The organism is Nocardioides sp. (assembly GCF_029937575.1).
Lineage (GTDB): Bacteria > Actinomycetota > Actinomycetes > Propionibacteriales > Nocardioidaceae > Nocardioides.
In genome coordinates this window covers 1-11,458 of sequence record NZ_JAPYPS010000092.1, presented here as the reverse complement: position 1 = coordinate 11,458, position 11,458 = coordinate 1, and the positions used below count along the sequence as shown (strand labels likewise).

Genomic DNA, 11,458 nt, shown 5'->3' with positions numbered 1-11,458 from the left:
CGGGTTTCGTCGACGCTCGCTGGCGCTCGCTGCTCAACCTCCGGAGGTCTCGAGGTTCGTCGCTGGCGCTCCTCACGCCTCGACCACCGCTGGGTCCGCTCGGCGCTGGCGCTGGCGCTCGCGCGCCGCCTCTGCTCCGGACCGTAGTTCTCAGTCGAGCAGGTGCCCGAGGAGTGCCAGGTCGTGCTTGAGCGACTCGAACCGCTCGGCGCCCAGGCCGTCGGTGAGTCGACGCTCGAGGTCGGCCTCGCCTGCGCTGATCCGCGTCGCGAGCTCCTGGCCACGCGGTGACAGGGCGGCCGCGACGCGGCGCTTGTCGCTCGGGTCGACGCGGCGTACGACGAGTCCGAGCTCGACGAGCTTGTCGACGTGACGCGTCAGGGTGGCTGCCGGGACGACGGCCGCCTCGGCGAGGGCGGTCATTCGCAGACCGGGGGCGTGGTGGAGGACCGACATGATCTGCCAGTGCTCGAGCGCCAGCCCGACCTCGTCCAGGAGCGGCTGCAGACCCAGGCGGATCCGGGTCTCGCCCTGCTTGAGCAGCAGCGCGAGACTGGGAGCGACGGCCTGGGCGGGCACGGCGCGCCGTCCCACACCGGAGAGCTGCTCCGTCATCGCACCCCTCCGGTGTCGTGTGGAAGTCGTCTCAAACCGAGGATGACCGGATACTTCCGGACGAAAGCAATATACCTTGGGCGACCAAGGGACTCTCGACGACGCGCGTCCTGCCTCTCCGCTGTCGCCCGCCGCATGTCACAGGGAAGGCCACGTGACCTCTGCCTTGCTGCTCGACCCCGGTCCCGACGTCCTGTCGGTGGCCTTCGTCGTGCCCATGCAGGGCTCGACCGGCCTGTACGGCCCCTCGTGCCTGGCCTGCGGCGAGCTCGCCGTCGAGCAGCTCAACAGCGGCCCCGGCATCGCGGGACGACAGGTCGAGCTCGTCGTGGTCGACGGCGGTCGTGACCCGGAGGTCGTGGCGCAGGAGGTCGGTCTGCTGGTCGACACCGGACGCGTCGAGGCGGTCGCCGGCTGGCACATCTCGGCTGTGCGGCAGGCGATCACCCGCCGCATCGGCGGACGCGTGGTGTATGCGTTCTCCGCGATGCACGAGGGGACCGACGACACCCCGGGCGTCTTCATGCTCGGCGAGCGGCCGATCAACCAGCTGCTGCCGGCAGCGCACTGGATGCGGGAGGAGCTCGCGATCGGGCGATGGGCGGTGGTCGGGAACGACTACGTCTTCCCCAGGGTCACCGGAGCCACGGCGCGCCTCGCCCTGGAGGACAGTGCGTCGAGCATCGTCAGCGAGACCTACGTGCCGCTCGGCACCACCAACTTCCGAACCGTGCTCACCGATCTGGAGCAGCAGGACGTCGACGGCGTGATCATGCTGCTGATGGGGCAGGACGCGGTGCACTTCAACCGGCAGTTCGCCCGCGCCGGGCTGAGCGCTGCGCTGCCGCGCCTCAGCCCCGCCGTCGAGGAGAACACCCTGCTGGCGGGAGGCAATGGCGCCAACGAGGAGCTCTACGCGGCCGCCGCGTACTTCGACGGGATGGACACGGCCGAGGGCAGCTCGCTCGCCGAGGCCTACTACGCCAGGTGGGGGCAGTGGGCTCCGGCACTGAACGCCGTGGGCGAGTCCTGCTACGAGGCGATCATGTTCTTGGCCCAGCTCGGCCAGACCTGCGGCTCGCTCGACGTCGCCGCGGCATCGGCCGTGCGCGACGGCCACTTCTACGACAGCCCGCGCGGACTGCTGCGGCTGGCCGGCAACCTGGTCAACCAGGACGTCTACCTCGCCGCAGCGGAGGGGCTGGAGTTCACCGTCCAGCAGCAGATCGCCCGCACCCAGTGATCGGGTGCTCGACAGCGGGCACATGTCAGCGGACCGCGGCCCAGCACGCGTGGTCCAGGGTCGCGTGCACGTCGGTGCCGAGCCGGCGCCACAGGGTGCCCCCGGTGTCGAGGTCGAAGCGGCTCTCCGGCGAGACGCCGGCAGGCACCTCGTCCGGGTCGGCGAGAAGCAGGATCGTGCTGACCACCCGCTGCCGTCCGAGCAGGTGTGGCGCCGAGACCGGGTCGAGGCTGAGCTCCTCGACCAGCACCGGCGTCCCCGCGTCGTCGTGCACCCGGGTGCTCTGACGCACGCGGCCGGGCCACTCGCCGTACCGCCCGAGCACCATGGTCTCGCGCAGCGCCAGCCGTGCGTCCGGCCCGAGCACCACCGACGTCGAGCGTCGTACGTCGGAGCCCGCCGACGCGACGAAGGGCTCTCCCGCCCAGGTCAACGACGCACCGTCGCCGAGGCGGATGCGCACATCCCAGGTCGCGTGCCGCCCGCGCATGTCGTAGGCGACGGTGCCGGCGGGCTCGACGATCTCCAGATGGGTGCCGGCTCCGACCGCGATGTCGATGTCGAGGTGGTCGCCGGCCAGCAGCATCGCACCCTCCGGCACCAGCGAGATCCGCGCGCGGTCGACGGAGGTCTCGAGCAGCATCGGCCGTAGCACCGGGCACTGAGGCGAGCCGCCGGTGGCCAGGCGGATGCGTGCTCGGCCGCCCGCAGGGTCCGACTGCAGCCGGATGGTCGTGCGGCTGACGCCGTCGAGCGCGTCGCCGGCGGGCAGCTCAGGCGTGAGCGTGGTCATGGGAGTGCGCCGCCATCGGGCCGGGGTCCTGCGGCACCAGGTCACCCGTCCGGTGGCGCGCGAGCTGGGCCCGCACCCATGCGGTCAGCTGGTCGACCGTGGCCTGCTCCGTGCGGGTCAGACCGAGCACCGGCCGCCCGTCGCGCGCGGCCGCGGCCTCGGTGACCATCAGGCCAGCGTCGACGCCGACGTGGATCGCCAGGTCGGTCTTGTTCACGACCAGCAGGTCGGCACGCTCGATGCCCGGACCACCCTTGCGAGCCACGTCGCCGCCGCCGGCGACGTCGAGCACGAAGATCTGTACGTCGACCAACGCCGGGCTGAAGGTCGCGGTGAGGTTGTCGCCGCCCGACTCGATCATCACCAGGTCGAGGCCCGGCACGTCGGCGCCGGCGTAGTCGGCCTCCAGCTCCTCGGCGGCCATCAGGTTGGCGGTGATGTCGTCGCGGATGGCCGTGTGCGGGCAGGCCCCGGTCTCGACGGCCCGGATCCGGGCCGGGTCGAGCACGCCGGCAGCGCGGAGGAAGCGCGCGTCCTCGTCGGTGTAGATGTCGTTGGTGACCACGCCGAGCTCCAGCTCGGAGGCCAGCTCACGGCACAGCAGCGCGATCAGCGAGCTCTTCCCGGTGCCGACGGGTCCGCAGACCCCCAGGCGCAGCGCCCGGGCCGGGCCGCTGAGTGCGCTGTGGCTCTGCGGGTGGGGATGGGTGTGGGTGTGATCAGGCACTGAACAACCTCCTGGTGGTGTGGGCGTGGGTCTCGGCCCACGCCTCGATCTGGGGGGCCCCGCAGGCGGGGATCTCCTCGGGTCGGGTCAGGTGGGCGACCTCGCCGGCGAGACGGTCGACGGTCGGGAGCGCCCCCACGACCCAGCCGGTGACGTCGGCCGGGTCGAGCGGCAACAGCTTGAGGGCCGCCGAGCAGGCAGTCTGGACGTCGTCGTACCCGACGAGGCGCGCCAGAGCGGCGGGCTCGAGGTCGAGGCTCGCGGCGGCGGCTGCCAGGGCGACCGCGCGGCAGGGAGCGCGGTAGGCGCTCACGGCCAGCACCGGTGCGGTCTCGGGCCACAACCGCCCGGCGAGCCGGAGGAACGCCCGAGCCTGGCTGCGGGAGGTCGCCCGCATCGCCGGGCTCGGGGTGCGGGCAGCCCAGGCCGCCTCGACCGGGCCGACGTCGAGACCGGCAGCCAGGTGGTGCAGTGCGACGACGGCGGTCGCGGCCTCGACCCTCGTCACGGTGCGCAGCCGGGTCGTGACGTAGCCGGGCACGTCGCCGGCGCCGAGCCCCGCCCTCAGGGCCGGCTCGAGGGTGGCCGACTGGGTGTGCCCGGCGACCGGGAGCCGAGCGTCGGCGAGCAGCATCAGCACCAGGTCGCGGTGGATCGCCTCTCGAGCATCGGTCACGGCCGGCTCAGAACATCGCATACAGCTGGGCGAGCGGGAGCCGTCGCGCGGGATCGGGCTTGATCGTCTCGCCGTCGACCTCGATGGCGAAGGTCTCGGGATCGACCTCGATGTCGGGCAGCACGTCGTTGTTCACCATGTCGGCCTTGGTCAGGGCGCGGGTCGGCTCCAGCCCGACGAGCCGACGGCGGAGCCCGAGCCGATCCTCGAGGCCGTCGGCGATCGCAGCCGGGGACACGAACGTGAGCGAGTGGTCGGCGCCGTCCTCCACCAGGGCGGGGCGCATCAGCACCGGCTGGGGGGTGGGGATGGAGGCGTTCGGGTCACCCAGCGCGCCCCAGACCAGGGCGCCGCCCTTGATCACCACCGCTGGCCGGATCCCGAAGAAGCGCGGATCCCACAGCACGAGGTCGGCGAGCTTCCCGGGCTCCACCGAGCCGATCTCGGCGGCCATCCCGTGCGCGATGGCGGGATTGATCGTGTACTTCGCGATGTAGCGCTTGGCGCGCAGGTTGTCGGCCGGCTCGCTCGCCATGCCGGAGTGGTCGCCCAGGCGGTGCTTCATGGCGTGGGCGACCTGCCAGGTGCGGCAGATGACCTCACCGATGCGTCCCATCGCCTGGGCGTCGGAGGAGGTGATCGAGAGCGCGCCCATGTCATGCAGCACGTCCTCGGCGGCGATGGTCGTCGCCCGGATCCGGGACTCGGCGAACGCCAGGTCCTCGGGCACCCGGGGGTTGAGGTGGTGGCACACCATCAGCATGTCCAGGTGCTCGGCCACGGTGTTGACCGTGTGCGGCAGCGTCGGGTTCGTCGACCCCGGGATGACGTGCGGCAGGCTCGCCACCTTCAGGATGTCCGGCGCGTGGCCCCCGCCCGCTCCCTCGGCGTGGAAGGCGTGGATGCTGCGTCCCGCAATCGCGGCGACGGTCGACTCCAGGAACCCGGCCTCGTTGAGGCTGTCGGAGTGCAGTGCCACCTGGAGGCCGTGCTCGTCGGCCGCACTGAGCGCGGCGTCGATGGCCGCGGGGGTGGAGCCCCAGTCCTCGTGCACCTTGTAGCAGCCGGCGCCGGCCAGCGCCTGCTCGGCCAGCCCGGCGGCGCTCACGGTGTTGCCCTTGCCCATCAGCAGGACGTTGAGCGGCAACCGGTCCAGGGCACGGTGGATCGTCTGCAGGTGCCAGGACCCGGGCGTGACCGTGGTGGCCTTCGATCCCTCGGAGGGTCCGGTGCCCCCGCCGCCCACCGTGGTGATCCCGGTGGCCAGGGCCTCGACCAGCTGCGAGGTCGAGATGAAGTGGACGTGGATGTCGATCGCCCCGGCGGTGAGGATCTTCCCCTCACCGGAGATGACGTCGGTGCCAGGACCGATCACGAGGTCGGGATGCACGCCGTCGGCGATGTCGGGGTTGCCCGATCGTCCCAGCGCGACGATGCGTCCGTCGCGCAGCCCCACGTCGGCCCGGACGATGCCCCAGTGGTCGAGCACGATCGCGTTGGTGATGACCGTGTCGAGCGCTCCGTCGGCGCGCGACCGGGTCGACTGCGCCATGGACTCCCGGATCGACTTGCCGCCCCCGAAGACCGCTTCCTCGCCGCCGAAGGTGAGGTCCTGCTCGACCTCGATCCACAGGTCGGTGTCCCCGAGGCGTACCTGGTCGCCGGTGGTGGGGCCGTAGAGCGCGGCGTACTCGGCCCGACTGATGCGCACCATCAGCTCGTCTCCCCGCCGCGTCGCACCTGGATGCCCGGTACGACGCGGGCGCCGCCCAGGGCCACGATCGCCAGCTCCTGCGAGGCACCCGGCTCGAAGCGGCGCGACGTACCGCTGGGGATGTCCAGTCGGAAGCCGACGGTCGCCCGCCGGTCGAAGGCCAGGGCGGCGTTCACGTCGGGCAGGTGGATGTGGGACCCGACCTGCACCGGACGGTCGCCGGTGTTGACCACGACGATGGTGCCGCGCTGGTCCGGGGTGCGGTCGGCGTTCAGCTCGAGGCTCCCTTCGGCGACGCGGATGGCGCCGGGGCCGGACGACTGGGTGGTGATGTCGGTCTCCTCGAGGATGGGGGTCGGTCGGGCTTGGATGAGGCAGGCGTCAGCAGGTCGGTCGAGGTCAGCCGATGGGGTGGTGCAGCGTGACGAGCTTGCGACCGTCCGGGAACGTCGCCTCGACCTGCACGTCGACGAGCAGGTCCACGACCTCCGGCATCACCTGCTCGCGACCCAGGACCTCGCGGCCGGAGGTCATCAGCTCGGCGACGCTGAGCCCGTCGCGGGCCCGCTCGATCACCCAGGTGCTCAACAGGGCCACCGCCTCGGGGTAGTTGAGCTTGACGCCCCGGCTGAGCCGGTCGCGCGCGACCATCCCGGCGACGGCCAGCAGCAGCTTCTCGGAGTCCGACGGGGTGAGGTGCACCGCTCAGACCGCCATCGCCGCACGCACGGCGTCGACGGCGGCGGGTCCACCCTCGCCGCTCGAGGTGATCCGGCCGGACTCCAGGACGTAGTAGTGCTGGGTGGCCCGCAGCGCGAACCCGACGTGCTGCTCGACCAGCAGCACCGAGAGGTCGCCGCGTCGGGTGAGCTCGATGATGACCGACTCGATCTCCGCCACGACGTTGGGCTGGATGCCCTCGGTGGGCTCGTCCAGAATGAGCAGGCGCGGCTTGGTGAGCAGCGTGCGGGCGATGGCCAGCTGCTGCCGCTGGCCGCCGGAGAGCAGACCGGCGCGCCGCGCGAGCAGGTCGCGCAGGGCCGGGAAGGTGTCGAGGACCTCGTCGGTGGCGACCTTGTCGGTCGTCACGAGCTGGAGGTTCTCCAGGGTGGTCATCTGGGGGAAGGAGACCTGGCCCTGCGGCACGTAGCCCAGGCCACGACGTACCCGCCCGCTCGGCCGGAGCCGGGTGACGTCCTCGCCGTCGAGCAGCACCTGGCCGCGCATCACCGGCACGAGGCCGACCGCGACCCGCAGCATCGTGGTCTTGCCGGCCCCGTTGTGGCCCATGATGGCGGCGGCGCCACCGGTCGGGATCTCGATGGTGACGTCCTGGAGCACCTTGGTCCGGCCGTAGCCGGCGGTCACGTTGCGCAGCTCAAGCACGGTGGCTCCCCTCGCCGGTCACGGTGGTCTCTTCATCGGCGTCGCTGCCGCTGCCGGTCTCGGCAGCCGTGTCGGGCTGGTGGCCCAGGTAGATCTCCTGGACCCGTTCGTCGGCCTGGATCTCGGCGATGCTCCCCTCGGCGAGCACGGCGCCGGCGTGCATCACGGTGACCACGTCGGCGAAGCTGCGCACGAAGTCCATGTCGTGCTCGATGACGACGATGGTGCGGTCGTGGCCGATCCGCTGCAGCAGCTCGCCGGTCTGCTCCCGCTCCTCGGCGCTCATCCCCGCGACCGGCTCGTCGAGGAGCATCACCTTGGCGTCCTGCACGAGCAGCATGCCGATCTCCAGCCACTGCTTCTGACCGTGGGCGAGGGTCCCGGCCGGCTTGTCGCGCAGGGCGGTGAGCCCGATGGTCTCCAGCGCCTCCTCGACATAGGTCGGCACCCCGCGTCGCGCTCGGAGCATCGACCAGGCCGAGCGGTGCACGCCACCGGCGATGTCGAGGTTCTGCAGGACCGAGAGCTCCTCGAAGACCGTCGCGGTCTGGAAGGTGCGGCCGATGCCGGCGCGCACGATCCTGTGGGACTTCATCGTGAGCAGGTCCTGGTTGCCGTAGCTGGCCAGCCCGGTCCCGGTCACCAGCCCGGTGACGGCGTCGACGAGGGTGGTCTTGCCGGCGCCGTTGGGCCCGATCAGGAAGTGCAGCCGCCCCTGCAGCAGGGTCAGGTCGACGTCCTTCACGGCCTTGAAGCCGTCGAAGTCGACGGTCAGGCCGCGGATCTCGAGGTAGTCGAGCCCGCGGGTGTCGGGGGAGCGCGTCGTGGTGCTCATGCGGAGGTCCTCCGGTCGAGAGTGGTGCGCACCAGTCGGGGCAGGTCGCCCACGCCCCGGGGGAGCAGCAGGATGACGACCACGAACAGGGCGCCCAGGAAGTAGGTCCACTGGTTGGGGAAGGCCTCGGAGAGCGCCGTGCGTCCGTAGCCGACGGTCAGTGCGCCGAGAGCCGGGCCCAGGAACAGTGCGCGGCCGCCGAGGGCGACGCCGGCGATCAGGAAGATCGAGGCCGTCGCATCCACGTCGGAGGGGGAGATGATCCCGGCGATGGGCGCGAACATCGCCCCGCCGACGCTGGCCATCATCGCGGCGACCACGAAGGCGACGAGCTTGATGTTGGCCGGGTCGTGGCCCAGGAAGCGGACGCGTTCCTCGGCGTCGCGGGTCGCGACGAGCAACTCGCCGAAGCGGCTGCGGTAGAGCTGCCAGACGATGAGCAGGCAGACGAGGAGGAGCCCCACCGTGATCGAGTAGACCATCTGCTTGTTGACGGGGTCGTAGAGGTTGTAGCCGAAGAACTGGGTGAACTGGTTGAGGCCGTTGAACCCGCCGGTCTCCTTGATCGTCGCGACCAGCAGGGTCGCGAAGACGACGGCCATCGCCTGGGTGAGGATCGCGAAGTAGGCACCTTTGACCCGTCGCTTGAAGATCGCCCACCCGATGACCGTCGCGACCGCGGCGGGCAGGGCGAGGATGGCGAAGATCGTGAAGGGGCCGCTGCGGAACGGCTCCCAGAAGCCCGGCATCGTGCCGTCGCCGTAGAGCACCATGAAGTCGGGGACGTTGCCGGGGCCGGCCGCCTCGAGCTTGAGGTGCATCGCCATCGCGTAGCCGCCGAGGCCGAAGAAGACGCCCTGGCCCAGGACCAACATGCCGCCGCGGCCCCAGGCCAGGCCGATGCCGACCGCGGCGATCGCCCAGCAGGTGTACTTGCCCAGGCTGTTGAGCCGGAACGGGCTGAGCACGGCGGGAGCGACGACCAGCATCACCACGGCGAGCACGGCGATCCCCAACAGGGGAGCGAAGGTGCGCAGCAGGGAGAGGTTCCGGGGACTCATGTCAGACCTCGCGTCCGGACCGTGAAGAGGCCCTGGGGTCGGAGTTGCAGGAAGAGGACGACGAGGGCGAACGTCGCGACCTGGGCCATGGCAGCGCTGGTCCAGTCGGCGAAGAAGGCGGTCACCACGCCGACGGCGAAGGCGGCGATGACGGTGCCCTTGAGCTGGCCCAGGCCGCCGGCGACGACGACCAGGAAGGCCGAGATGATGTAGGCGCGACCGAGATTGGGGTTGGTGCCCGAGATCAGCGAGACGGCGACGCCGCCGAGGCCGGCCAGGCCGGAGCCGACGAAGAAGGTGATCCGGTCGACGACCCGGGTGGAGACGCCCATGGTCTCGGCGAGGTCGCGGTTCTGCACGGTCGCCCGGATCTGGCGACCGAAGGACGTGTACTTGAGCAGGGCGGCGAGGGCGGCGAGTGCACCGACGGCGAGGACGACGGTGAAGATCTGCCGTAGCGGCCAGTTGTAGCCGAAGACGGGGATCGTGCCCTCCAGCCAGCCCGGCCCCACGACGGGGTCCCCCTGGGCGCCGAAGATGTCCTTGGCGAGCTGCTGCAGCACGAGGCTGACGCCCACGGTGACCAGCAACGTGTCCAGAGGCCGTCGATACATCCAGGAGATGACCGCGACCTCGAGCAGCAGGCCGAGCAACCCGGCCACCACGAAGGCGACGGGTAGGGCGATGAGGATCGACAGGTCGGCGTTGGTCACCACCTGTTGGGTGACGTAGGCGGTGTAGGCGCCCACCATCAGGAACTCGCCGTGCGCCATGTTGATGACGCCCATCTGACCGAAGGTCAGGCTGAGGCCCAGGGCGGCGATGAGCAGGAGCGCCCCACTGGCAGTGCCTGCCAGGAGCGGGGTGGTGAATGCGTCCACGCGGTGTCCTCCGGAGATGTCGGCGGGTGGTCGCGAGGCGGGGCCGCGGCTGCGGTCGCACCCCGCGACACCTGTCCGATCCGGGGTCCCACGCGATGGCGCGGGACCCCGGACGGGTGGTGCTGTGGGTCAGGTCAGCTCGACGATGAGCCGGGTGCCGGGCTCACTCGCCGGCCGGGTCCCACCAGTCGTAGCCCTCGAGGAACGGGTCCGGCTCGATCGGGCCGTCGGAGGTGAAGACGACGTCGAACTGGTTGTCCTCGTTGATCTGGCCGATCAGTGCGGTCTTGCTGATGTGGTGGTTGTCCCCGTCGATGACGACAGTGCCCTCGGGGGCGTCGAAGCTGACCCCGTCGCTGGCGGCGTTGACGTCGTCGACGGCGAACGACTCGGCCTTCTCCACGATGTTCTTGTAGAGGTAGAGCGAGGTGTAGGCGGCCTCCATCGGGTCGGACGTCGGCCGGCCGGCGCCGTACTTGTCCTGGTACGCCGAGATGAAGTCGCCGTTGGTCGGGGTCTCGACCGACTGGAAGTAGTTCCACGCGGCGTACTGCCCGGTGACGGGGTGGCCCATCGCCGGGGCCTCCTCCTCGGCGATCGAGACCGAGATGATCGGGGAGGTGTCCGGACCCAGGCCCTGCTCGTAGTAGGCCTTGATGAAGCCGACGTTCGACGAGCCGTTGATCGTGTTGAACACGAAGTCGGGCTCGGCCGCGACGATCTTCGCCACCTGGGTGGTCCAGTTGTCGTCGTCGAGGGGGACGTACTCCTCGCCGACGATCTCGATGCCCAGCTCGGCGGCGTACTGCTTGATGATCTTGTTGGCCGTGCGGGGGAAGACGTAGTCGGACCCGGCCAGGAAGAGCGTCTCGGCGCCCTCGGCGGCCAGGAACTCCATCGCGGGGATGATCTGCTGGTTGGTGGTCGCGCCGGTGTAGTAGATGTTCTCCGAGGCCTCGAGGCCCTCGTACTGCACCGGGTAGAACAGCAGCCCGTTGTTGGCCTCGACGACCGGGAGCATCGCCTTGCGCGAGGCCGAGGTCCAGCCGCCGAAGACGGCGGCGACGCAGTCGGCCGTCAGGAGCTTCTCGATCTTCTCGGCGAAGATGGCGGGGTCGCTCGCGCCGTCCTCGACGATGGGCTCGATCTGCTTGCCCATGATCCCGCCGTCGGCGTTGATCTCCTCCATGGCCAGGCTGAGCGAGTCGCGAACGGTCTGCTCGCTGATCGACATGACTCCCGAGGTGGACTGGAGGAAGCCGAGCTTGATCGAGTCGCTGGAGGTGTCGACGCAGCTCGAGCCGGCAGCCCCTTCCTCACCTGCGGTGGAGCCACAGCTGCTCAGGACGAGCGCGGCTGTCATGGCGGTGGCAGTGCTCATCGCAAGACGAACGCGTGATTTCAACACAGAACGACAACCTCTCGGTCAACTACATCAACGAGCACCGCGGTGTGCTCTTCCTTGATCCAGAAACCTAGGAAGCCGGCGTTGCCGATTACTACCAAATGGAATTAATTCCGTGTAAC

The 11,458-nt window shown here is 70.5% G+C and carries 13 protein-coding genes; 1 reads left to right on the top strand and 12 read right to left on the bottom strand.

The window, feature by feature from the left end:
- Positions 1-150 precede the first annotated feature (150 nt).
- On the bottom strand, positions 151-615 hold the full coding sequence (locus tag Q1K33_RS19380) for a MarR family transcriptional regulator (RefSeq protein WP_300406399.1): 465 nt from the start codon (positions 613-615) through the stop codon (positions 151-153).
- 154 nt (positions 616-769) lie between these two features.
- Between Q1K33_RS19380 and Q1K33_RS19375 the strand changes: the two genes are divergently transcribed.
- Positions 770-1,858, top strand: a complete 1,089-nt coding sequence (locus Q1K33_RS19375) for a substrate-binding domain-containing protein (RefSeq protein ID WP_300406398.1) — start codon at positions 770-772, stop codon at positions 1,856-1,858.
- Between the two features lie 25 nt (positions 1,859-1,883).
- Here Q1K33_RS19375 and Q1K33_RS19370 read toward each other — a convergent pair whose 3' ends face one another.
- The 11 genes from Q1K33_RS19370 to urtA all read right to left on the bottom strand — a co-directional run bounded on the left by Q1K33_RS19370 (position 1,884) and on the right by urtA (position 11,312).
- Entirely contained in the window at positions 1,884-2,651 is a 768-nt protein-coding gene (locus tag Q1K33_RS19370; RefSeq protein WP_300406397.1) for an urease accessory protein UreD, read from the bottom strand.
- On the bottom strand, positions 2,632-3,378 hold the full coding sequence (ureG, locus tag Q1K33_RS19365) for an urease accessory protein UreG (protein ID WP_300406396.1): 747 nt from the start codon (positions 3,376-3,378) through the stop codon (positions 2,632-2,634). Before ureG ends, Q1K33_RS19370 begins: the two co-directional genes overlap by 20 nt.
- Positions 3,371-4,054, bottom strand: coding sequence for an urease accessory UreF family protein (locus Q1K33_RS19360; RefSeq protein ID WP_300406395.1), 684 nt, complete (start codon positions 4,052-4,054; stop codon positions 3,371-3,373). Before Q1K33_RS19360 ends, ureG begins: the two co-directional genes overlap by 8 nt.
- A 7-nt stretch (positions 4,055-4,061) precedes the next feature.
- Positions 4,062-5,768: an urease subunit alpha gene (locus Q1K33_RS19355; protein ID WP_300406394.1), complete on the bottom strand. Its 1,707-nt coding sequence runs from the start codon at positions 5,766-5,768 to the stop codon at positions 4,062-4,064.
- Positions 5,768-6,100 carry an urease subunit beta gene (gene ureB, locus Q1K33_RS19350; protein ID WP_363319758.1) on the bottom strand — a complete coding sequence of 111 codons (333 nt, stop codon included), beginning with the start codon at positions 6,098-6,100 and terminating at the stop codon, positions 5,768-5,770. The genes Q1K33_RS19355 and ureB overlap by 1 nt, the downstream gene beginning before the upstream one ends.
- A gap of 67 nt (positions 6,101-6,167) precedes the next feature.
- Positions 6,168-6,470, bottom strand: coding sequence for an urease subunit gamma (locus Q1K33_RS19345; protein ID WP_300406393.1), 303 nt, complete (start codon positions 6,468-6,470; stop codon positions 6,168-6,170).
- 3 nt (positions 6,471-6,473) lie between these two features.
- A complete protein-coding gene (locus Q1K33_RS19340; RefSeq protein ID WP_300406392.1) occupies positions 6,474-7,154 on the bottom strand; it encodes an ATP-binding cassette domain-containing protein in 681 nt (226 codons plus the stop codon).
- Positions 7,147-7,989, bottom strand: a complete 843-nt coding sequence (gene urtD / locus Q1K33_RS19335) for an urea ABC transporter ATP-binding protein UrtD (protein ID WP_300406391.1) — start codon at positions 7,987-7,989, stop codon at positions 7,147-7,149. Before urtD ends, Q1K33_RS19340 begins: the two co-directional genes overlap by 8 nt.
- Positions 7,986-9,050 (bottom strand): urea ABC transporter permease subunit UrtC, encoded by a 1,065-nt coding sequence (gene urtC, locus Q1K33_RS19330; RefSeq protein WP_300406390.1) that lies wholly within the window; start codon positions 9,048-9,050, stop codon positions 7,986-7,988. The genes urtD and urtC overlap by 4 nt, the downstream gene beginning before the upstream one ends.
- Positions 9,047-9,931, bottom strand: a complete 885-nt coding sequence (urtB, locus tag Q1K33_RS19325) for an urea ABC transporter permease subunit UrtB (RefSeq protein WP_300406389.1) — start codon at positions 9,929-9,931, stop codon at positions 9,047-9,049. Before urtB ends, urtC begins: the two co-directional genes overlap by 4 nt.
- A gap of 163 nt (positions 9,932-10,094) precedes the next feature.
- Positions 10,095-11,312, bottom strand: coding sequence for an urea ABC transporter substrate-binding protein (gene urtA, locus Q1K33_RS19320; RefSeq protein ID WP_300406388.1), 1,218 nt, complete (start codon positions 11,310-11,312; stop codon positions 10,095-10,097).
- Positions 11,313-11,458: the final 146 nt, after the last annotated feature.

Coding starts and splice junctions, on each gene's coding strand:
- Q1K33_RS19380 (WP_300406399.1), bottom strand. CDS start 615: ATGACGGAGCAGCTCTCCGGTGTGGGACGGCGCGCCGTGCCCGCCCAG.
- urtC (WP_300406390.1), bottom strand. CDS start 9,050: ATGAGTCCCCGGAACCTCTCCCTGCTGCGCACCTTCGCTCCCCTGTTG.
- Q1K33_RS19355 (WP_300406394.1), bottom strand. CDS start 5,768: ATGGTGCGCATCAGTCGGGCCGAGTACGCCGCGCTCTACGGCCCCACC.
- urtD (WP_300406391.1), bottom strand. CDS start 7,989: ATGAGCACCACGACGCGCTCCCCCGACACCCGCGGGCTCGACTACCTC.
- urtA (WP_300406388.1), bottom strand. CDS start 11,312: ATGAGCACTGCCACCGCCATGACAGCCGCGCTCGTCCTGAGCAGCTGT.
- Q1K33_RS19370 (WP_300406397.1), bottom strand. CDS start 2,651: ATGACCACGCTCACGCCTGAGCTGCCCGCCGGCGACGCGCTCGACGGC.